Source organism: Methylibium sp. Root1272 (genome assembly GCF_001425905.1).
Lineage (GTDB): Bacteria > Pseudomonadota > Gammaproteobacteria > Burkholderiales > Burkholderiaceae_C > Methylibium.
Map to the genome: position 1 here is coordinate 274,609 of NZ_LMDY01000015.1, position 20,673 is coordinate 295,281.

Annotated in this window: 19 protein-coding genes and 2 pseudogenes; 4 read left to right on the top strand and 17 right to left on the bottom strand. The window is 61.2% G+C overall.

The genetic code is table 11. The annotated features are described in order from the left end of the window. Positions 1–66 precede the first annotated feature (66 nt). From aspS to ASC67_RS15545, 5 genes are all read right to left on the bottom strand, one after another. Positions 67–1,866: an aspartate--tRNA ligase gene (aspS, locus tag ASC67_RS15525; RefSeq protein ID WP_056323083.1), complete on the bottom strand. Its 1,800-nt coding sequence runs from the start codon at positions 1,864–1,866 to the stop codon at positions 67–69. Between the two features lie 107 nt (positions 1,867–1,973). Next, positions 1,974–2,624 (bottom strand): DUF502 domain-containing protein, encoded by a 651-nt coding sequence (locus tag ASC67_RS15530; RefSeq protein WP_056323088.1) that lies wholly within the window; start codon positions 2,622–2,624, stop codon positions 1,974–1,976. Between the two features lie 43 nt (positions 2,625–2,667). After that, on the bottom strand, positions 2,668–3,054 hold the full coding sequence (locus ASC67_RS15535; protein ID WP_056323091.1) for an FmdB family zinc ribbon protein: 387 nt from the start codon (positions 3,052–3,054) through the stop codon (positions 2,668–2,670). A gap of 97 nt (positions 3,055–3,151) precedes the next feature. Then, a complete protein-coding gene (ubiB, locus tag ASC67_RS15540) occupies positions 3,152–4,729 on the bottom strand; it encodes a ubiquinone biosynthesis regulatory protein kinase UbiB (protein ID WP_056323104.1) in 1,578 nt (525 codons plus the stop codon). After that, complete coding sequence (locus ASC67_RS15545; protein ID WP_056323225.1) at positions 4,726–5,289, bottom strand: hypothetical protein; 564 nt, start codon at positions 5,287–5,289, stop codon at positions 4,726–4,728. The genes ubiB and ASC67_RS15545 overlap by 4 nt, the downstream gene beginning before the upstream one ends. Positions 5,290–5,507: 218 nt before the next feature. Here ASC67_RS15545 and ASC67_RS15550 point away from each other — a divergent pair, with 218 nt between their 5' ends. The 3 genes from ASC67_RS15550 to ASC67_RS15560 all read left to right on the top strand — a co-directional run bounded on the left by ASC67_RS15550 (position 5,508) and on the right by ASC67_RS15560 (position 9,577). Continuing rightward, positions 5,508–6,902 (top strand): undecaprenyl-phosphate glucose phosphotransferase, encoded by a 1,395-nt coding sequence (locus ASC67_RS15550; RefSeq protein ID WP_056323108.1) that lies wholly within the window; start codon positions 5,508–5,510, stop codon positions 6,900–6,902. Next, positions 6,902–8,188, top strand: a complete 1,287-nt coding sequence (locus ASC67_RS15555; RefSeq protein WP_235566347.1) for a hypothetical protein — start codon at positions 6,902–6,904, stop codon at positions 8,186–8,188. The genes ASC67_RS15550 and ASC67_RS15555 overlap by 1 nt, the downstream gene beginning before the upstream one ends. Before the next feature lie 108 nt (positions 8,189–8,296). Further along, on the top strand, positions 8,297–9,577 hold the full coding sequence (locus ASC67_RS15560) for a nucleotide sugar dehydrogenase (RefSeq protein WP_056323115.1): 1,281 nt from the start codon (positions 8,297–8,299) through the stop codon (positions 9,575–9,577). Here the strand turns inward: ASC67_RS15560 and ASC67_RS21205 are convergent. The 8 genes and pseudogenes from ASC67_RS21205 to ASC67_RS15585 all read right to left on the bottom strand — a co-directional run. Further along, positions 9,558–10,442 (bottom strand): annotated as a pseudogene (locus tag ASC67_RS21205) (IS481 family transposase); the annotation flags it as partial. The gene ASC67_RS15560 and the pseudogene ASC67_RS21205 sit on opposite strands and share 20 nt — an antisense overlap. Positions 10,443–10,542: 100 nt before the next feature. After that, positions 10,543–12,114: a hypothetical protein gene (locus tag ASC67_RS20670; RefSeq protein ID WP_156466791.1), complete on the bottom strand. Its 1,572-nt coding sequence runs from the start codon at positions 12,112–12,114 to the stop codon at positions 10,543–10,545. A 109-nt stretch (positions 12,115–12,223) separates the two neighbouring features. Beyond that, positions 12,224–13,069: a GNAT family N-acetyltransferase gene (locus ASC67_RS20350; RefSeq protein ID WP_082536045.1), complete on the bottom strand. Its 846-nt coding sequence runs from the start codon at positions 13,067–13,069 to the stop codon at positions 12,224–12,226. A gap of 69 nt (positions 13,070–13,138) precedes the next feature. Further along, the gene (locus ASC67_RS15570; RefSeq protein ID WP_235566348.1) at positions 13,139–14,023 is read right to left on the bottom strand and encodes a hypothetical protein; all 885 of its coding nucleotides are present in this window, start codon (positions 14,021–14,023) and stop codon (positions 13,139–13,141) included. A 9-nt stretch (positions 14,024–14,032) separates the two neighbouring features. Further along, positions 14,033–15,112: a Gfo/Idh/MocA family protein gene (locus ASC67_RS15575; protein ID WP_200946955.1), complete on the bottom strand. Its 1,080-nt coding sequence runs from the start codon at positions 15,110–15,112 to the stop codon at positions 14,033–14,035. Between the two features lie 63 nt (positions 15,113–15,175). Then, positions 15,176–16,228, bottom strand: coding sequence for a glycosyltransferase family 4 protein (locus ASC67_RS15580; RefSeq protein WP_056323126.1), 1,053 nt, complete (start codon positions 16,226–16,228; stop codon positions 15,176–15,178). Positions 16,229–16,261: 33 nt separating this feature from the next. Beyond that, a complete protein-coding gene (locus tag ASC67_RS20675; protein ID WP_156466792.1) occupies positions 16,262–16,750 on the bottom strand; it encodes a glycosyltransferase in 489 nt (162 codons plus the stop codon). After that, complete coding sequence (locus ASC67_RS15585; protein ID WP_200946957.1) at positions 16,747–17,151, bottom strand: glycosyl transferase; 405 nt, start codon at positions 17,149–17,151, stop codon at positions 16,747–16,749. Before ASC67_RS15585 ends, ASC67_RS20675 begins: the two co-directional genes overlap by 4 nt. Positions 17,152–17,495: 344 nt before the next feature. Here ASC67_RS15585 and ASC67_RS20355 point away from each other — a divergent pair, with 344 nt between their 5' ends. Then, positions 17,496–18,272: a carbohydrate deacetylase gene (locus tag ASC67_RS20355; RefSeq protein WP_082536048.1), complete on the top strand. Its 777-nt coding sequence runs from the start codon at positions 17,496–17,498 to the stop codon at positions 18,270–18,272. Positions 18,273–18,320: 48 nt separating this feature from the next. On the opposite strand, the gene ASC67_RS15590 is transcribed toward ASC67_RS20355, so the two are convergent. The 4 genes and pseudogenes from ASC67_RS15590 to ASC67_RS21080 form a co-directional block, all read right to left on the bottom strand. Then, complete coding sequence (locus tag ASC67_RS15590) at positions 18,321–18,923, bottom strand: SCO family protein (RefSeq protein WP_056323132.1); 603 nt, start codon at positions 18,921–18,923, stop codon at positions 18,321–18,323. A gap of 1 nt (position 18,924) precedes the next feature. After that, positions 18,925–19,428 carry a hypothetical protein gene (locus ASC67_RS15595; RefSeq protein ID WP_156466793.1) on the bottom strand — a complete coding sequence of 168 codons (504 nt, stop codon included), beginning with the start codon at positions 19,426–19,428 and terminating at the stop codon, positions 18,925–18,927. A gap of 20 nt (positions 19,429–19,448) precedes the next feature. Beyond that, positions 19,449–20,135 (bottom strand): discoidin domain-containing protein, encoded by a 687-nt coding sequence (locus ASC67_RS21295; protein ID WP_404932886.1) that lies wholly within the window; start codon positions 20,133–20,135, stop codon positions 19,449–19,451. A gap of 47 nt (positions 20,136–20,182) precedes the next feature. After that, a pseudogene (locus ASC67_RS21080) lies at positions 20,183–20,618 on the bottom strand (putative Ig domain-containing protein); the annotation flags it as partial. Positions 20,619–20,673 lie beyond the last annotated feature (55 nt).

A 20,673-nucleotide genomic window follows, 5' to 3' on the forward strand; every position in this document is an offset into this window, starting at 1 on the left:
CGTGGGAAGCGGGCAAAAAGAAGGGGCGCCGATCGGCGCCCCTCGATTGTGCGGCAAGCTGCCGGCTCAGACGCCGCTCTGTCCCGCGGCCGGGTTGCGCAACCGGATGTGCAGCTCGCGCAGCTGCTTCTCGTCGACCGGGCCCGGCGCGTGCGTCAGCAGATCCTGCGCGCGCTGCGTCTTCGGGAAGGCGATCACATCGCGGATCGAGTCGGCCTTGGTCATCAGCGTGACCAGACGGTCGAGCCCGAAGGCCAGGCCACCGTGCGGCGGCGCACCGTACTGCAGCGCATCGAGCAGGAAGCCGAACTTGAGCTGCGCCTCGTCCGGGCCGATCTTGAGCGCGTTGAACACCTTGCTCTGCACCTCGGCGCGGTGGATCCGCACCGAGCCGCCGCCGAGCTCCCAGCCGTTGAGCACCATGTCGTAGGCCTTGGCGATGCACTTGCCCGGATCGGTGTCCATCAGGTCCTCGTGGCCGTCCTTCGGCGCCGTGAACGGGTGGTGCACCGCGGCCCAGCGGTCGCCCTCCTCGTCGTGCTCGAACATCGGGAAGTCGACCACCCAGAGTGGCGCCCACTTGTCCTCGAACAGGCCACCCGACTTGCCGAAGTCGCTGTGGCCGATCTTGACACGCAGCGCGCCGATGGCGTCGTTGACGACCTTCGCCTTGTCGGCGCCGAAGAACAGCAGGTCGCCGTTGCGCGCACCGCTGCGCGCGATGATCTCGGCGATCGCCGCGTCGTGCAGGTTCTTGACGATCGGGCTCTGCAGGCCCTCGCGACCCTTGCTCGCATCGTTGACCTTGATCCAGGCCAGGCCCTTGGCGCCGTAGATCTTGACGAACTCGGTGTAGCCGTCGATCTCGCTGCGGCTCATCTCGCCGCCGCCCGGCACGCGCAGTGCGACGACGCGACCGCCCTTGGCCTGGGCCGGCGCCGAGAACACCTTGAAGTCCACGTCCTTCATCACCTCGGTGAGCTCGGTGAGCTCCATCTTCACGCGCAGGTCCGGCTTGTCGGAGCCGAAGCGATGCATCGCCTCGGTGTACTTCATCACCGGGTAGCCGGGCAGTTCCACGTTCATCACCGCACGGAACACCGTGCGGATCATGCCTTCGAACATGCCGCGGATCTCTTCCTCGTCGAGGAAGGAGGTCTCGATGTCGATCTGCGTGAACTCGGGCTGGCGGTCGGCGCGCAGGTCCTCGTCGCGGAAGCACTTGGTGATCTGGTAGTAGCGGTCGAAGCCGGCCACCATCAGCAACTGCTTGAAGAGCTGCGGCGACTGCGGCAGCGCGAAGAACATGCCTTCGTTGACCCGGCTCGGCACGAGGTAGTCGCGCGCGCCCTCCGGCGTGCTCTTGGTCAGCATCGGCGTCTCGATGTCGATGAAGCCGTTGGCGTCGAGGAACTTGCGCACCTCCATTGCGACCCGGTAGCGCAGGATCAGGTTCTTCTGCATCGCCGGTCGCCGAAGGTCGAGCACGCGGTGCGTGAGGCGGGTGGTCTCGCTGAGGTTGTCGTCGTCGAGCTGGAACGGCGGCGTGACGCTCGGGTTCAGCACCTCGAGCTCGTGGCACAACAGCTCGATCTTGCCGCTCACGAGGTTGGCGTTCTCGGTGCCGGCCGGCCGGGCGCGGACCTTGCCGACGATCTTCAGGCAGAACTCGTTGCGCACGCCCTCGGCCGCCTTGAACATCTCGGCGCGGTCGGGGTCGCAGACGACCTGCACCAGGCCCTCGCGGTCGCGAAGGTCGATGAAGATCACGCCGCCGTGGTCGCGCCGGCGGTGGGCCCAGCCCATCAGGGTCACGGTCTGGCCGAGCAGCGTTTCGCTGACGAGGCCGCAGTAGGTGGTACGCATGGAAGAAGGCTCCGGAACTCTTGGATCGAAGGCCGCCGTGGCGGCGCAATGTTGGGCGCTGGCGGGCTGTGTCGCAAGCCCTCGGGGTTGAACGCGGGCCGCGGCGTTCAACCCGCCAGATTTCGCACCGGCTGCGACGGCAGGTGCAACGGGGGCGCGACGACGCCCATCGAGATGATGTACTTCAGCGCTTCGTCGACGCTCATCGCCAACGCGACGACATCGGCGCGCGGCACCATCAGGAAGAAGCCCGAGGTCGGGTTGGGCGTGGTCGGCACATAGAGGCTGAGGTAGTCGCCGCTCAGGTGTTCGCCCGCCTCACCGCCCGGCCGACCGGTGACGAAGGCGATGGTCCACGAGCCCTGGCGCGGGTACTGCACCAGCACCGCCTCGCGGAAAGCGTTGCCGCTGCTGGAGAACAGCGTGTCCGAGACCTGCTTCACCGAGCTGTAGATCGACTTGACGATCGGAATCTGGTTCAGCAAGCGGCTGCCCTGGCGGAGCCACCATTGCCCGACGATGTTGGTCGCGAACATGCCGGTCAGCAACAAGCCGACCACCATCACGATGACGCCCAGGCCGGGGATCTGCTTGAGCATCTCCAGCGGCGAATGCGCGGCCGCCGGCAGCAGCGCCTGCGAGGCGCTGAGCAGCCAGGCGAACACGCCGTCGAGCAGACCGAGCACCGCATGCAGGACCCAGATGGTGATGGCCAGCGGCAGCCAGACCAGCAGGCCGGCGATCAGGTACTTTTTCAATCAGGGCTTTCGGACGGGGCGAAACGCGATGCGCGGGGGCAGTTCAATGGCAGGCACAGGAGGAACCGCAGCCGCCCGCGGCGGCCGATGGCGTCGAGGTCGGAGCCGCGCCGCCGCCGGCATCACCGCCCGAGCTGCCGCCGCCGGAGTTCCCACCACCGCTGTCGGCGGCGGGCGCCGCTGCCGGCGTCGCGGCGGCAGTGCCATCCGTCTTGGGCGCCGTTGCAGCCGCGGCTGCGGGCTGGGCGCCATTGCGGAAGTCGGTGACGTACCACCCCGAGCCCTTGAGCTGGAACCCGGCAGCCGTGAGCTGCTTCTTGTAGGCGCTGGCGCCGCAGGAAGGACAGACCGTGAGCAGCGGATCGGAGATCTTCTGGAGCACGTCCTGCGCATGGCCGCAGGACTCGCAGCGATAAGCGTAGATCGGCATGGCTAAGCCCTTGATTCGAAAAGCGGAATTGTAAGGGTGCGGCCACCGCCGGCGGCGGCTCCGGGGCCTTCGCAGGGCCCGCACGCGCGTCGGCGCGTCAACCCGGCCAGCGCTGCCAGATCTCCACCGCGAGCAGTCCCAGCAGGAAGCCGACGCCGGCATAGAGCACCGCCTGCAGCAGGCGGTTGGTGCGCCGCTGCTCGGACAGCACCGCGGCGAGCAGCGCTTCCGTCGGGCTATCGCCGTGCGCTGCCGGGCGCACCCGGGCCTGGGCCGCGAGGGCGTCGTGCAGGAGCCGCGGCAGCTCGGGCAGCATCTTCGCGTAGCGCGGGGCTTCGTCCTTGAATCGCTCGAGCAGACCGCGCCAGCCGATCTGCGCGTCCATCCAGCGCTCAAGGAAGGGCTTGGCGGTGCTCCACAGGTCGAGTTCGGGGTCGAGCTGGCGCCCCAGCCCCTCGACGTTGAGCAGCGTCTTCTGGAGCAGCACCAGCTGCGGCTGGATCTCGACGTTGAAGCGCCGCGAGGTCTGGAAGAGCCGCAACAGCACCTGGCCGAGCGAGATCTCCTTCAGCGGCCGGTCGAAGTAGGGTTCGCAGCAGGCCCGGATCGCGCCTTCGAGCTCGTCGATGCGCGTCCCGGCTGGCACCCAGCCCGACTCGAGGTGCAACTCGGCCACGCGCTTGTAGTCGCGGCGGAAGAAGGCGATGAAATTCTGAGCGAGATAGTCCTTGTCGGACTCCGTCAGCGTGCCGATGATGCCGAAGTCGAGCGCCACGTAGCGCCCGAAGGTCCGCGGCGCCAGGCTGACCTGGATGTTGCCCGGGTGCATGTCGGCGTGGAAGAAGCCGTCGCGGAACACCTGCGTGAAGAAGATCGTCACGCCGTCGCGCGCCAGCTTCTTGAAATCGACGCCCGCCTCGCGCAGCCGAGCCACCTGGCTGATCGGCACGCCGTTCATGCGCTCCATGACGATGACGCCGGGCGTGCAGAGATCCCACATCATCTCCGGCACCAGCACGAGGTCCAGGCCCTCCATGTTGCGGCGCAGCTGCGCGGCATTGGCGGCCTCGCGCACCAGGTCCAACTCGTCGTGCAGGTACTTGTCGAACTCCGCCACCACCTCGCGCGGCTTGAGCCGCTTGCCGTCGGCCGAGTAGCGATCGGCCCAGCCGGCCAGCACGCGCAGCAGCGCGAGGTCGGAGTCGATGATCTGCAGCACGCCCGGGCGCAGCACCTTCACGGCCACCTCGCGGCCGTCGTTCAGTACCGCGAAATGCACCTGCGCGATCGACGCGCTGGCCACCGGCTCGCGCTCGAAGCTGGCGAACAGCTGGTCCAGCGGCCGACCGAAAGCCGCCTCCACCAGCGCCACCGCCTGCTCGGCGGGGAACGGCGGAACGTCGTCCTGCAGCTTCGCCAATTCGTCGGCCACGTCGACGGGCAGCAGATCGCGCCGGGTCGACAGGACCTGTCCGAACTTGACGAAGATGGGGCCGAGACGCTCCAGCGCCATGCGCAGGCGCGCGCCGCGCGGCGCATCGAGGCGCCGACCCATCCCGACCGCACGGGCCAGCCCGCGCACCCAGCGCTGGCGGAAACTCGACAGCGCCAGTTCGTCGAGCCCGTACCGAAGGACGATGAAGACGATGTAGACCAGGCGCGCGAGATCCCTCATCGCGACGGCGATCCGTTCGCGCCCGCAGCGAGCGTGGCGGCGGCGTGCGCGGCCGCCCGCAATGCGGCAGCAGCGCCCCGCCCTGCGCGCGCCAGCCCCTCGGCTGCCACCGGGCCGAACAGCCGGGAGAGATCGGCCTGTACGTCCCACCGCAGGTTCTCGACCACCCAATGCAGGTCGGCAGCGAAGGCCGCATCGCCCTGGATCGTCACGTTCGGCCGGCGCCCGTTCAACCAATCCAGCGCTGATTGGGCTGGGTTCGAGGCCTCGAAGCTCATCTGCAGCTCATCGATCGCCTCGGAGCCACCCTCCTGCGGCGCCCATTCCAGCAACCCTGCAGGCGTCACGCGAAACCTCAATACAGGTGGCCGCGGCAGCCAGGAAGGCAAGGCATCGGCTCGCAAGGCCACACACCGACCAGCGTGTCGGATCAGATGCTCCGCCGCAGCAGGCTCGGCAGCCAGGAGATGGTTGAGCCACAGCGTGAGCCGCTCGCCCATGGCAGGCCCGACCGCCGCCGTGGCTGCGCCGAGAAATCGCGAGTCGAAAGCGTGAAGCATTTGCGAATTGTAGGCAAGCGCCCGCATCGCGCCCCCGGGGATAGGGGCCCGGTGCCGTGGGGACATGCGCGAGAATTCTTGGTGGCGGGTTCGGGTGGCGCGGGTCTGGTCGATCGCAATGACTGCTCGCATGCCACCAGCTGCCGAGTTGTGCTGGCAAGACGAGGGACGGTGGCGAACCACGGCGATGCCTGAAGCGAAAGCCCTGATCAACATCCATGTTCGAAGACCGCAGCTACAAGAGAACGTTCTACAGCGCACCGCAATCGGTGACCTCGCTCGTTGCGGCGTTTCTCGAGCCGACGGTGTCGGTGGTGACCTACGTGGCGGTCTGCCACTGGTTCGACGAGCCTATCCTGCGGGCTTCGTTGACGTTGTGCCTGCTGGTCTTCGTGCTTACCTTTCCGGGGCGCAACCGCTTCCGCGATCACATGGTGGCCGCAGGTATCGACATCGCGTCGTCCTGGCTGGTTCTGCTCGCCATCCTTGCGCTCTGCGGTTATGCCACGCGAAGCCTGCAGTTCTTCAACCGAGACGTCCTGATCGCCTGGGGGCTGATCACCCCAGTGCTCCAATGGGTCGCCGTCTGGATCGGCAAGCTGATTCTGCGTCGGCGCGCTGCGCTGCCCGAGGCACGACGCACAGCAATCGTCGTCGGAGCCAGCCCGCTGGGCGTCAAGGTCGCCAGAGCACTGACTTCTGGAAGAGACACGGGCGTTGATTTTGTCGGCTACTTCGATGATCGAACCGATGAGCGTGTGCACGTCGACGGGATGGCGAAACGCCTAGGCGGGCTTGCAGACGTCGCGGCGTATGTGTCGCTGCACGGCGTCCGCGAGGCCTATATCACCCTGCCTTTGGGGTCGCAGCCGCGAATTGTCGAACTCCTGGAGTCACTCCAAGGCACAACCGCATCGCTTTACTTCGTACCGGACGTCTTCGGCATCAGCATCATTCAAGGGCGTTTCGAAGATGTCAACGGGGTGCCTGTGGTGGGCATTTGCGAAACACCGTTCACGGGCACGAACGACTTGGTCAAGCGCATCAGTGACGTCGTTGTGGCAACGCTCATCCTGATCTTGATCTCCCCCGTGCTTGTCGCCATTGCGATCGGCGTGAAGCTCAGTTCACCCGGTCCGATCATCTTCCGCCAGAAGCGCAATGGCCTAGATGGCAACGAGATCACGGTGTACAAGTTTCGCTCCATGACCACACAGGACAACGGGGCAGTTGTCAAGCAGGCAACGAAGCACGATGCCCGCATCACCAAGTTCGGCGCATTCATCCGCCGCACCTCCTTGGACGAACTGCCGCAGTTCTTCAACGTCCTCCAGGGCCGCATGAGCATCGTCGGGCCTCGGCCTCACGCGGTGGCACACAATCAGATGTACCGAGAGTTGATCAAGGCCTACATGGTTCGACACAAGGTGAAACCGGGCATCACTGGTTGGGCTCAAGTCAACGGGTTCCGTGGCGAAACGGACACGATCGAGAAAATGCAGGCCCGCGTCGAATACGATCTTGAGTACCTGCGCAACTGGTCGTTGGCGCTTGATCTTCAGATCATCATTCGCACGGTTCGCACCATGTTCTTCGATCGAAACGCATATTGATGCTGGGCGAACCGGAGACTTACAAGGAATTCACGATGAAACTTCGCCATAAGCTCAATCTCGCTTTGCTTGGGGCCGCCTGCACGGGGGGGTCGGTTGCGCAAGTGGAACTCCAGCCATCGTCCAGTCCTTACTACATCGGCGCATCCCAGGCCTTCACGCGCGAGGACAACATCTTCCGCACACCGGAGGGTCAGCCAGAGATCAGCGACACCTATTCCACGACATCGCTTCTGGCCGGAGTAAATCAGCCGATCGGGCGTCAACGCTTGTTCGCGAACGCTGCCCTCGGCCGAAACATCTTTCGCGACAACTCCCAGCTCAACAACACCGCGTACGACCTCGACGCCGGCTTGGATTGGGCCACGATCGACAAGCTTTCGGGCACGCTCAGCTATGCGACCAAGCGGAATCTCGCGCGCTATGGGGTGGACGATGGCCCGACTTTGACCACCGAAAAGAACGAGGAGCGCAGCCAGCAACTGCTTGCTCGCATCCAGTACGGCATGGCTTCGCTGATGTCGCTCGAAGGTACCGCCATCCATCGCGAACTCGATTATTCGGCGGCGAGCTACGCGTTCAAGGAACTGAAGCAGGACTCGCTCGGCTTGCGCGTTCTGTACCGCCCCAGCGGCTTGCTCACGCTGGGCGCCGGGGTTCGCGGCACCGACGGACGCTATCCGTTCGCGATCCAAACGGCGCCGGGTGTCTTCGAGGAAGACGCGTTCGATCGACGAGATTTCGACCTCTCCGCGGTTTGGACGGCCACTGGATTGAGCCGCCTGACGGCGCGTCTGAGCTACAGCAAAGAGGATCACGATCGCTTGCAGTCGCGCGATTTCTCCGGCGTCACCGGCGCGCTGAGTTGGGCATATGCAGCCACCGGAAAGCTCAATTTCATCACCGATTTGATTCGCGACACCGGGTCGGAGAACAGCTTCAACGACTTCTCGAGCGGAGCCAGCACCTCCGGCAACACCAATCGAGTCTCCAATGCGGTGCGTCTGCGCGCCACCTACGATGCGACGGCGAAGATCCGGTTCGGAACTGACCTCAAGTATCAGAAGCGCGATCTCGTCAATACCTTCACATTGACGGGCGGCACCTCGACGCAAACCGGAGAAGACAAGACCACCGAGTTCAGCCTGACCGGCCGCTACAAGCCGACCCGCAATGCCGAGATCGAATGCGGCGTCGGGCGCGAGAAGAGAACGACCTCATCGCCGATTTCCTATCCGTATTCCGCCGGCAAGGCCAGTTGCTCGGCGCAACTGGTGCTCCAGTAGCAACCCCAGGTCCGCCAGGTTTCGGTTCAGGTATCGCGCTTGACGGCCGGACGCGTCGATGCGCCAGCCTCAATGAGTATTCATCATCCCTAGCAAGAGGTAAGTATCGTGTCAGTCGTTGCAGTCATAGGCCTGGGTTACGTCGGACTCCCGCTGGTGGTGGAGTTCGGCAAGAGCATTCCGGTGATCGGTTTCGACATCGTCGAAACGAAAGTCGCCAAGTGTCAGGCCGGGACGGACCCGTCTCGCGAGATCCCCGACGAAGAAATGCAAGCCGCGATTCACGCGACTTACACCAGCGACGCCTCGCAATTGAGCGCCGCGGACTACCTGATCGTGGCCGTGCCCACACCGGTGGACGATGCTCACATTCCCGATTTCCGGCCGCTGATCGGGGCCAGCCGGGCCATCGGCGCCCACCTCAAGAAGGGAGCCGTGGTCATCTATGAATCCACCGTGTATCCCGGCGCGACCGAAGAGATCTGCATTCCCGAACTCGAGAAGACATCGGGCTTGAAGTGGAAGCGCGACTTCTTCGTCGGCTACAGCCCCGAACGGATCAATCCGGGGGATCGCGAACACATGCTCACCAACGTTATCAAGGTGGTCGCCGGCGACACCCCGGAAACCTTGGAGCGTGTGGCGAGCCTGTACGAACGCATCGTGAAGCCGGGAGTACACCGCTGCACCAGTATCAAAGCGGCAGAAGCCTGCAAGGTGATCGAGAACACACAGCGTGACCTCAACATCGCGCTGATGAACGAACTCGCGATCATCTTTGACAAGATCTCGATCGATACCGCCGAAGTTCTCGAGGCGGCCGGCACGAAGTGGAACTTCCTGCGCTTCAAGCCCGGTCTGGTCGGCGGCCACTGCATCGGCGTGGACCCGTACTACCTAACCCACAAGGCGGAGATGCTCGGCTATCACCCGCAGGTCATCCTTGCGGGCCGGAGGATCAACGACGGCATGGGCAAATACATCGCCGAGCAGACTGTCAAGCAGATGATCGGTGGCGGCAGCTACGTGAAGGGCGCCAAGGTCATCGTGCTCGGATTGACCTTCAAGGAAAACTGCCCCGATCTGCGCAACAGCAAGGTCATCGACATCATCCAGGAACTCAAGAGCTACGGCATCGAAGTGTTCGTGCACGACCCCGAGGCGGATCCGGAAGAGGCCATGCACGAGTACGGCGTCAAGCTGTTGCCGTGGGAAGAACTGCCCCGCGCCGACGCCATCGTCGCCGCCGTTGCGCACAACGAGTACAAGACGCTGTCGGCCGGTGATTTCGCCCGCAAGGTCGTCAAGGGTGGCAATTTCGTCGACGTGAAGGCCAATTTCGACGAGAAGGAATTGCAGGCGAACGGCATCAAGGTCTGGCGCTTGTAAGCCGGCAAGTCCGGCCGCACCGCCGCGGTCGCCGCAGCGGCTGGTTGTGACGCGTCAAGACGTTGTTTCTTGACGAGATGAGTCTGGACATGGGTGCGGCACCACCGATGCCACTGTGAGGGCGGTGCCAGCTGTAGTGATGCTGCCAACTGGCCCGGGCCGCTGTTCTGTGCATCGAGTTCTGGTATGCCCAGCCGTAGGCCCACTCGCGCAGGGCCGACGGGATGAAGCGCTCGGCCTTACCGTTGGTCTGCGGCCGGTAGGCACGCGTGAAACGGTGCTTGATGCCCAGGCCCTCTGGCAGGTTCGTGCGAAGTCGTGCGAGCGGAACAGCGCACCGTTTCGGTCAGCGGCCGCTTGATGCTCACGCCCAGCCGGGCACAGTACGCCACGGCGTCCTTCAGGAACTGCACTGCCTGCGGCGTCTTCTCGTCCGGGTGCGTGGCCATGAAGGCGATCCGGGCGTGGTCGTCGATGGCCACGAACAGCGTCTCCCAGCCGGCGCCGTCCACCCCGTCGCGCCGGTTGCCTGTGACGCGGTGGCTCGGCCGCACGATGCGCCCGAGCCTCTTGGTGTCGATGTGCAGCAGATCGCCAGGGGCCTCGTGCTCGCCGCGCTGCAACGGCTCGAGCGGCCGCAGGTCGCTCAGCTTGGACAGGCCCGCACGCGCGAGCACCCGGCTGACGGTGGACTCCGAGACACCGACGCTGCGGGCGACCTGAGCCTGAGCATGCACCGACGGACGCAGATCGACATCAGCATTGCCTTGCCAGGCTCGATCGCCCGCGGCGAGCGCACCGGTCGCGACGAAGCGTCCTCCAGTGCAGACTCTCCGCCAGCCAGGAATCGCCCCAGCCACGTGCACGCCACCGGCGGCGTCACGCAAGACTGAGGGTTTGGCGATTTCCAGTCTCTCAGACTCAATCCGGGCGAACACCCGATACAACCTATTGAAGCTTCACAGCTAGCCCTGAAGGGAATCGTATCGCTCGAACTCAAACAATGGAGGATTCTTCCGAGAGTTCAGCAAATCCGATTTGAATCGCCACGCATTCCAATCGACCGCGAGATCTCGACCCACCCTCGAATACGTATGCACGCAATTCGTCTCCCCGCCGCCGCTCAGAGTTGCCACCAGACGCTCCTTGAGACCTTGCATCGAAATGGATTCGACGGCCAACAAATGCACGGCCCGCCCATAACGCCCACGACAATCTTGAACCGGACGAATCCATTGGCCTTGCCATTGAAACCAAGGACCCGCGGGTCGACTCGAAGCTGCATCGACCCGCAGCGGGTTCATCGTCACCGGCCGCCAATTCTTGTTCAGCGCCGATGAATGATATAGATGCAGGGTGTCGTAAAGACGCATGTCGTATGGCGAATCATCGACACTCTCAGCATTGATTTGACCCGGGCCACTCGCCGTCAGCCACCATCCTGCATCGTTTCGATGCAAAGTGGCATCGGCCAATCGAACTTGTGTCAACAGCTCGGCAACTGGCTCCCATTCATAGGGGAAATTCTTCGCCTGATAAAGAACGACGTTTCCGCGCCCGCCACTTTCCGGCAACATATACCAGGCATCGTCGCACTTGAAGATTTGCGGATAGGATAGGTGACACGACTCTTCCAACACGACCTCAGGCTCACTGCATCTACCGGTCTCGTCGATGGACACGCAGACGATTCGCCCTTTCGGGGACACGACTGAATCTTCCTCGAAGAATACCCATAGCAATTGATCTTCACGCGCCACGAAGGGGTCGGCCCAAATCTTGTCGATCGGTGGAACGAAATCGATACCGTGCTTTTCGTCACTTGGCCATAGCTGATGTGGATCGAGGTTTTGATAAACCCGAAACGACCATTGATCATTCGCCGTCACCCGGTGGACCATGTGGCGAAAAGCGCGACTCAGCGTGCTGGCCCCTGCGGCAAAAGCCGCCGACACCTCGGGCACCGATAACAAGGTCGATTGCGGGAAGTCGGAAGCTTGGTCGGGCTGGCGAATGACATAGCCCACGAGATCAAGCAGCCGTGCCGCGGCGGCATCCATCGATCTCGCAATGGAGTGATCTTTCAGCGCACAGCGCCAAACCAGCTTGCGGGGGCTACCATTGCCTCGTCGACAAATTGCCTCGAGTTCTACGCTGCCGAGGCCACGCCGCAGGGCTCGCTCGACGGCGACGGCGAGGTCGCACGCTGGCGCACCGTCGGCTCGCAGTTCTATCAAGTTATCTTGCCGGAGATGCCGGGCATCGGCCAGTGCAACGCAGACGCCGATGCCCTTCGCATCGCGCACGCCGCCCTTCCCGTCGACAGCAAATCCCGCTCGCCGCAAAGATCCGGCACCAGCATTTCGGGCGGTGTCGAACAAGCCCGCAACCCCCAGGGGAAAGAACGGAGCCGGATCCCTGACTGGAACTCCGATGATTTCCCCGTACCCGGCAAAGGTGTCGCGCAACAGATTGGCGATCGCCAAGACCCAGCGAGGATAATCACCCGTGCGAGTCACCAAACGCCATGAATCCATGGCCCGGTATTCAATCACGACCGATGGTTATCGATGTAATGGACAGCATCCAGTCACCCTCAATTCTCTATCTACGCGCAGCAGATCAGTATCGAACACTTCATGGACATTACAATGAAAGCAGTGTGAAATCCGGATTCCGATTCGTCGCGACGTAAAGCAGTGCGGCCGCGTGGAAAAGACGCTGCCATCTTGCCTTGCGTTCTTTGGGAAACTTCGAAATCATTATCTTTAATACCCGAATGAATTTTGCGCGAAGCGTTCGGTCTTCAATAATATTGTATTCAACGACTTTGCGACCGCCAAACTCTTCCTTGAACCTGTTGACCAAGAGCAGCGCCTTGTCTTCCACCCCTGCATACCAGCCGCAAAAATCGTAAATAGGACAGCCTTGATCCTTGAGGAACAGCATCTCGCGCCAATGCAGCAGTCGATTGGCTTGTCCGATCACCTTTCGAAGCGACTGGTCGGCCGTCGGCAGACTCGCTGAATACAGCACGACAAATCTATCACCCGTCCGTAAGCTAGCATGCCACACCAGTGTTTCCTGATCTCGAATGACACGGCTGAGCACCAGTCGATCGGATTCATGCAGCGCCCGTAGGCGAGGAGCCCAGATTGGCCAAATAGACTTGCTGCGTGAAAAATCATCGTAGAAGTTCAGGAACTCCGCGAGTTGAGCTGCAGAGGCTCTTTCTATTATCTCGACCGCGACGCTCTCGTCAGCTTCGGCCGCGCGGATCTGCGATCGCGTGTTGCGATCGAACGACGATAATATTTTCTGCGGCTGCGGCGTCAAATCGATCAGCAGAGTATGGAATTCCTCGTTGCGCTTGCCCGGTATCGGCGAGATCGACTGATTTCGCGCAACGATATCGTATTTTCCGGCCTGCTCTGGCTCATTGAACCAGAGCTCCTGACAGCGCAATTTCTCGCGCGATCTGAAAATGATCATGAAAGAAGACGCTCGTCAGCCAAGCAAGAAAATACGCTCACGACCGCTCATGCCGGCGGCGCGGTTAGATCAGGTAACTTGTCCGACAGACAACTCGTCGATTAGCGTCTTGGTCTGCTTGATATTTGCCCTGCTCGATGCACCGAACACAATCGATTCGATATTGGGCTGGTCACACACATAAGACAAAGCAGCCCGCGGCGAAATGGCTCCCGACGCAAACACCGACATGGCGACCGGCCTGAATTTCCGGGTGGCAATGATATCTTCATAAAGCTTGATGCCGCCGCACATTCTGAAGCCGATCTTGTTTATATTCGAACAGACGATGGGATTCTGAATCCCCTGCGCTTCGAGTATATCGAGCATTTTCGGAAGATTCATCGTAATGAATCCTGGCTCGGCATTGTACTTTTCACGCACATGGTCCGCGAAGAAACGAAACATCTCGTTCATGCCGAGTCCCATCAGCAGATCGCTGATCACGTTCTGAATGAAGATGACGGGCGTGTTCAACCCATGAAACATCTTCATCTCTGCGTCGATCAGCAATTTCAGAATGGTCTGAGCATCCTTCCCTGCTAGTGCGACGCCGCCTTTGAGCATCGCACCTAATGCACCATCGGTTGGCAGGAACATCCGCAACGCGTCTACCATGCCATGCTCGGTGACGGCGTTGGCATACTTGTGTGCATAAGGCATGCAAGGATAGAAAATATAATCAGGGTATTTTTCTTTGTTATCCCTGAAATAATCACATATTTTTGCAACTCGATCGTGCGTGGTGCACATGAAAGTCCTGACACCTTCTTGATAAGCAGTGTCGAGCACGTCGATCACTGCCTGAAGGTCTTGAAAGCGCATCGACTGAGCGCGCGCCTTCTCTTCGGACATGTGATTGACGCCAAAAAACTGATTGTCGCCGAACAAAACTCTGTCCATACGGTGATTCATCTTCTTCTCTCAGCTAAACAGTTTGCCAATCAGACCTTTGCGATCAGTGCGCGAGGCTGCACGCGCAGCCGGCACCGGGGCTTTTTCGCCGGTCTCGCTCTCCGACAAGATCATCTCGACGATCTTGTCTGTCGCAAGTGCAGACTTGAAACTGTTCTGGCCATTGGTGCGCTTTTCCTTGATACTTTGGACGAAGTAGTCGATCTGCGCCGAGTATTCCTCGCCACGCAGGTAATACCACACCTCTTCCGTGAGGTCCGTCGTGTAGCGAACTGTCCACCCCTCTTCGATCCCGGGCAACGAAGGGTGCGGTTCGCGCAAAAAGATCTGACACTCCTGCCGGTCAGCAGTGATGCGGCCGTTGGTCCCCCAAACAGAGATTTTCGTCGACATCTTCCGATAGCTTTCGTCGCTCCAATTGACGGCCAATTGACCGCTTGCGCCGTCGGCGAACTCGAACGAGCAATAAACCTCGTCTTCGACATCGTTCGAGAAAATCCGGTTCAGCACGCTCCCGTGCACCGAGGTCGGCGCCTCGAACACGAAGTTGACCAGATCGATAGCGTGGCATGCGTAGTCGTAGAGCGCGCCCCCGCCCTGGTTCTTCGCAGACCGCCAGGTCATGCCCTTCTGCCTTAGGACGACCGGCCCATATGCTTCTGCCCGGACATGGTGAATCTTGCCGAGGGCACCCGACTTCACGACACGAGCCGCTTCCTTGAATGCACCGACGAAACGGTAGTGATATCCAACCTGACTCACGCGCCCTTTCTGCTCTGCCAAGTCGACGAGCCTCTGACCATCGTTCGAATCAAGGACGAAGGGTTTTTCGCAAAACACGTGCAACCCACGCTCGAGCGCCTTCGTCACCATGCCGGCATGCAGCGTGGACGGCGTCGCGACGAGCAGCGCATCCAGTTGCTCCTTGGCAAGCATTTCGTCGAAACTGGCATAGCATTTTAGATTTGAATACTTCGTCAGTATATCAGTCAAATATGTAGTGGTATCGCATGCAGCCACAAGCTCTACATCCGGATGTGCCCGAACGATCGCAAGATGCGATAAACCCATTTTACCCAAGCCAACCATGGCAATCCTAATCACACAAGCTCCTTTTTAATTCGAATATCATTTCAATTCCGCAAGCCATTTCTATTTTTCCAAAATGGCCGAATACAATTCATCAATGCTTCTGGAAACGTAATTTGACGAGAACCCCTGCTCGATCCGCTTCAAGGCCTTCCGGCCCATGGCTTGACGGAGCGATGCATCCGATACCAGGCTGACCAGCGCCGTCGTGAGCGCGGGGATATCACCCGGGCTGATAAGGAAGCCTTCTTCTCCCTCACGAACCAGTTCCGGAATTCCGCCCACCGTGGTGGACACGATCGGTAATTTCCACGACATCGCTTCCAGGATGCTCATAGGCAGCCCCTCGTTGTAGGACGGCAGAACGTAGATCGCCGCGCCACGAAGCAAGGCCTGCTTCTCGTCGCCGACAACCCATCCGCGGAATTCCACGGCGTGCTCGACACCGAGTTCTCGGACCAAGTCCTGCGCTCGCTCCATCTCGCCTTTGCCACCGATCTGCAGGCGTACGTTCGTGCACTGGCGAAGTACGCCCTGCAACGCGCGCAACAGGTCATAGACCCCCTTGCGTTCGCCAATCTCGCCGAGAAACAGGATGTTGATGCACTCGTCGCCAGCGGCATCGAACGGGTATGCCTTCGGCAATGCCACACCGTTCGGAATCACGCGCACGCGCGCAGCCGGTTCGATCGAAAGGATGTAGTCCTTCCAACTTTCCGACAGCACGATGACCGCATTCGCCTTGCGAAGCTGCCAGCGAATCATGCTCAGCCGCCACTGCGGCTGCTGCGCGACGAATTCCTTGGTGCGGGACCCGTGAAGATGCAGGATGACCGGCACCTTGCAGAAATGAGCCAACGACGCAAATATCGACTTCCGCCAAAAACTCCCATACGCCGCGACATGGCAATGAAGCCCATCCACTTCGCCGCGCGCGAGCAACCCGATAAATCGAAACAGCGCAGCGCAAAATACCTTGAAACGCACCAAATAGCCGCCCTCGACGTGCGTATCGATCAACGATACGCCCCATTTGTCGAATATGCCATCGTCTCGATAACCCTCAACCACTGAGCGCATTCCGCCCCGTGCAACGGTACACAGCATCACGATCATGGCAGTACTCATGCTCTCGTCAACGTCATCGCACTAGACTGCGCGGACGAAACTTCTGACTTTATCAATTAGTTCGATCGAAGCATAAGGTGAGGCGGCGTCGATTGCATGATTCATTTTGCCGTCAATGAAACTCGTCAGAAGTTCTTCGATTTCTCTTTCGTCATTGGCGACCCAGACGCCAGGTCGACCACGCAACCATTCTGTTCCATGCACCTGGTGATCGGAGGTGGCCTCGCCGAGCGACATTCTTCTCGGCAACAGTATGACTGGTTTCTTTGCCTGCATCGCGGAAATGATAGAACCCATTCCGAGATGGGCCACCATCAGATCACAATTCCTGATGGCGTTTGAAAAATCGTCGGGCGGTAGTGAGCGAATCCATTTCGAATTCTGCGGCAGATAAGCTCCAGCCCCGATCTGCATGCTGATATCTTTATAATTATTGTGTCCTGCCCATCGATCCACCGTGCGCACGAGCCGGTCGAAAGGAAACATCGAGCCGATCGTCACGAAAATCATAGCGTCCGCCCCCAGTACTCGATGCGGTTTTCGTGGGCAATCTCTTCCCACTGGCTGACGCACCGAGTTGCCACCTTCGACGCTTTGCGTCCCGAGGTCGACAACTCCTTGCAATTGGCAATGCTGTCGATCCAAAGCGTTCGCGCACCGACCAGGCGCCCGAAACTGATGCAGATCAGCGCCGGCGCTGATCCCGTCGTAACTATCACGTCTGGCCGCTCGCGCAGCACGATCCAAAACATCCGGAGGATCACGGCGAAGAAGGCCAGCTTGTTCTTTCGCGATGCATCCTTGAAAGAGTAGAACCGGTGTCCCGGCACCTCCACAGCGGACGCCGCATGCACACTCGCATACACCACCTCGCAGCCATCGAACGCCGGCCGCAATCTCAGCAACTGCACCCAATGACCTCCGCCCGAGGCAATTGCCAATACTTTTCTATTCCTCACGTGACAATCCGATATTGAACTGATTCAACAGAATATCACCCCAAAACTCTTAAATGAAGGAGTGAAGTTGACTCAATCTCCAAGCATGATTCGTGCTCAGAGTTGGTGAAAATTGGGGGGGTGCATCGCTGCAAACACCATAGTGTAGATAGGCTTGCGCAACTCGTCGGCGGGACCCGCATTGAGCCAACAATGTTTCGGTGATACCGCACGCATCGGCCACGCAGACAACTCCTCACAATGAGAAGGATGCTCACTGTTCATGGCAGGAATGCGTAATCGGGTAGCATCGCCGTATGAAGATCACGATTACGGCCGATGACTACGGCTGGTCACCCGATAGTGTCGAGGCCACTTCGGCGTGCCTCCTGGAGGGCTCGATCACCAATGCTTCCTTGATGACGGGTGCGCCCGCCTTCGAACAGGCTCTAGCATTCTCCAAAAATAACTCCCAGTTCTGTTATGGAATTCATCTCACGCTGGCCGGCCGTGGTCGACTGCAACCCGCAGCGCCACGGGCAAATGTCGGCACGCTCCTGAATAAGGAAGGTCATCTCGGATCGCTGCAGCGTTTTCGCGCTTTAGCCTTGCTCGGGCGAATCGACCCCCGACATATCGAAGTAGAAATCGGCGCACAAATCGCCTTGGCGCGAGACGCGGGAGTTTCGATTGCCTATGTGGATTCGCATCACCATGTCCACAAATTACCCATGGTGACCGAAGCATTGAATCGGGTATTGCCTAAATTTGGCATTGATCGTGTCAGATGCGTTCAGAATTTCTACGTCAAACCCGCCCACACCAAGCCGACCTACTGGTTCGGAAAATTTCAAGACCAGAAACTGCGAAAGCGCTGGAAAACGACCGACTGGTTTTACATGCCGGCCACATTGCTGGAAACCGGTTGGCAGGAACCACTGTTGCAGCGTTTGCCATCGAATACGCTGGAAATCGGAGCGCACCCCGGAACTGTCGAAGATTGGCGCAAGATAGAGTTCGACGACATTCGCGCTTTCGCCCGCTTGGCCCGAGCGGCTCGTCATGAACTGGTCAGTTGGGTGGACATCGTGTAGGACAACCTGGATTCACGGCGCCCCGACGGGAAGAGGATTCAGGTGCCATCAAAGCTGTGCCAGTTGATTCATGATGTCGGCGACATAAGAGATCGTCGGGAATTCAGGGGTCCGATATCTGAGTCGAGCTTGACGATCGAAGAGATAGACCTGCCCGGTGTGCCCGTCGACGCCCCGATTGCGCCCCCCTAGGAAATCGAACAGCGCATCGACATCCTGCAGTTTCGGTGCCGCAGCGCTCCATAGGCGATGCGCCCCGAAGCGCTCTTTCCAGCGACGCAAAGCCGCCGGATCATCGTTGAGCGGATCAATCGTCAGCGAAAGAAGTTGGGCACCGCGCACGGACTCGATCCTTTGCGCGACCCCGGCGAACAACGCGCCCTGGATCGGACAAATCGCGCTGCAGCCAGCAAACATCAACTGCACCGCCGTCACCTTGCTTCTCAGGCGATGTGGAAGATAGAAAGCCTGTCCATCGTCGCCGATCAAAGGAACCGAAAGCGCCGTCTGGGGGGGAACGACGGGCCCGAACGGCGCATGGGCCGGGGCCGCCGGTTGCGGGGCTGCCGTCACGCCCTCCAGACTCAAGCCACTCGCGATCCCGAACAACAACAAGCGACGCCGATTCAAAATCTTCTCCAGGCGAGCCAATTCACGGCGTCGGTTGAGTGATGTACATCCACAAAGCCTCGCACTGAGGCTCGTCGAGCTTGTAGCGCGGCATGGTGCGCTGGATGATGACCTTGGCGGGGTCGACGCCCGTTTTCAGCAATTCGCAGAACGCATGCAGGTCGTATCGTGACGGCGGCCCCCCCCGCCGAGGCACCAGTCCTTTCAGTCCTTCGGCCGACAGCAGCGGACCGAACGCCACGGTCTTCTGCGATCCACTGGCCGGGCGCGGTGAGCCCGCCAACACATGGCAATTGACGCAACGGCTCGCGGTCTCCGGCAGCGGCGTTTCGTGTCCGGCGATGTACCCCGCCAGCGTCTGCTGCCCAGCGTACAGGCGAGCACCGAGTGGTTGTTCGGCCTGCTGTGCGAAGAGCACCATCGGCGATGCCGATGCCGCCATCCCTACGAGCAATGCAGCCCACAGCGCCCTTCCTTGCCCTGGGCGCATGAAGCAATTGTCCTCGCGCCGCCGAAGGATATCCATCCCCCGTCATCCCTGTCCGCTCACGGCGGCGCGAACGTGACCGTGCGCTCTGCCGCGTCGTTGGTGAACGTGCCTTGGGCCACCACCGTCCAGTTGGTCCCGTCGGGACTCGTCAGGAACCGCCACCCCGCAATCCGGCCCACGCTCAGATTCTGCCGCGGCAAGTACTTGAATCCACCCACAGTCCTCGCCGTGCCCAGGTTCACAGTGAACGTGTGAGGCGGCGGCGGGCTGGCGGCCTGCCACTGCGTGTGCCAGAACGTCGTCGTGCTGCCGTCGATCGCGTTCGTCGCCGCGCCGTTCTCGCCCTGCGTCTCCTGGCTGTCGGCCACTGTGCGCTCTGCCGCGTCGTTGGTGAACGTGCCTTGGGCCACCACCGTCCAGTTGGTCCCGTCGGGACTCGTCAGGAACCGCCACCCCGCAATCCGGCCCACGCTCAGATTCTGCCGCGGCAAGTACTTGAATCCACCCACAGTCCTCGCCGTGCCCAGGTTCACCGTGAACGTGTGGGGTGGCGGCGGGCTCGCGGCCTGCCACTGCGTGTGCCAGAACGTCGTCGTGCTGCCGTCGATCGCGTTCGTCGCCGCGCCGTTCTCGCCCTGCGTCTCCTGGCTGTCGGCCACCACCGTCCACCCCGTGCGCGGAATGACCACCCCAGTCGCATCCAGCAGGTTGAACTCCGCCATCGTCGTGTACGCGCGTCCCATCACCTCCGACAGCGCCTCCAGCCTCACGTACTGGGTGCCGCCTCCGNCAGTCGCATCCAGCAGGTTGAACTCCGCCATCGTCGTGTACGCGCGTCCCATCACCTCCGACAGCGCCTCCAGCCTCACGTACTGGGTGCCGCCTCCGCCGCTCGCGGCCGTGACCGTCCAGATGAAAGCTCGATTGGCCACGCCTCCGCGACCATCGCTGACCTGGGCGACGACGTTGTATGTGCCCGCCGTGGTCGGGCTTCCGGAGATCAGGCCCGTTCCGGCATTGATGCCCACGCCCGTCGGCAGTCCGGTGGCCGAATAGGTCAGCGCATCGCCGTCGGGATCCGTCGCACTCAATGCCAATGACGCGCTCTGTCCGACCGTCGTCGAGAGATTCGCGACGGCCGTCAGCGCCGGTACCTGATTCGCCGGAGCCTGGAAGGTCACTGTGCGCTCTGCCGCGTCGTTGGTGAACGTGCCTTGGGCCACCACCGTCCAGTTGGTCCCGTCGGGACTCGTCAGGAACCGCCACCCCGCAATCCGGCCC

Excerpts from the sequence above, each read along its gene's own strand:
- ASC67_RS15570 (WP_235566348.1), bottom strand. The coding sequence starts at position 14,023 with ATGAATCACCGTATGGACAGAGTTTTGTTCGGCGACAATCAGTTTTTT.
- ASC67_RS20670 (WP_156466791.1), bottom strand. The coding sequence starts at position 12,114 with ATGGATTCATGGCGTTTGGTGACTCGCACGGGTGATTATCCTCGCTGG.
- ASC67_RS15575 (WP_200946955.1), bottom strand. The coding sequence starts at position 15,112 with ATGGTTGGCTTGGGTAAAATGGGTTTATCGCATCTTGCGATCGTTCGG.
- ASC67_RS15535 (WP_056323091.1), bottom strand. The coding sequence starts at position 3,054 with ATGCCGATCTACGCTTATCGCTGCGAGTCCTGCGGCCATGCGCAGGAC.
- aspS (WP_056323083.1), bottom strand. The coding sequence starts at position 1,866 with ATGCGTACCACCTACTGCGGCCTCGTCAGCGAAACGCTGCTCGGCCAG.
- ASC67_RS15555 (WP_235566347.1), top strand. The coding sequence starts at position 6,902 with ATGCTGGGCGAACCGGAGACTTACAAGGAATTCACGATGAAACTTCGC.
- ASC67_RS20355 (WP_082536048.1), top strand. The coding sequence starts at position 17,496 with ATGAAGATCACGATTACGGCCGATGACTACGGCTGGTCACCCGATAGT.
- ubiB (WP_056323104.1), bottom strand. The coding sequence starts at position 4,729 with ATGAGGGATCTCGCGCGCCTGGTCTACATCGTCTTCATCGTCCTTCGG.
- ASC67_RS15545 (WP_056323225.1), bottom strand. The coding sequence starts at position 5,289 with ATGCTTCACGCTTTCGACTCGCGATTTCTCGGCGCAGCCACGGCGGCG.
- ASC67_RS15595 (WP_156466793.1), bottom strand. The coding sequence starts at position 19,428 with ATGGATATCCTTCGGCGGCGCGAGGACAATTGCTTCATGCGCCCAGGG.
- ASC67_RS20675 (WP_156466792.1), bottom strand. The coding sequence starts at position 16,750 with ATGATTTTCGTGACGATCGGCTCGATGTTTCCTTTCGACCGGCTCGTG.
- ASC67_RS20350 (WP_082536045.1), bottom strand. The coding sequence starts at position 13,069 with ATGATCATTTTCAGATCGCGCGAGAAATTGCGCTGTCAGGAGCTCTGG.
- ASC67_RS21295 (WP_404932886.1), bottom strand. The coding sequence starts at position 20,135 with ATGGGACGCGCGTACACGACGATGGCGGAGTTCAACCTGCTGGATGCG.
- ASC67_RS15550 (WP_056323108.1), top strand. The coding sequence starts at position 5,508 with ATGTTCGAAGACCGCAGCTACAAGAGAACGTTCTACAGCGCACCGCAA.
- ASC67_RS15580 (WP_056323126.1), bottom strand. The coding sequence starts at position 16,228 with ATGATCGTGATGCTGTGTACCGTTGCACGGGGCGGAATGCGCTCAGTG.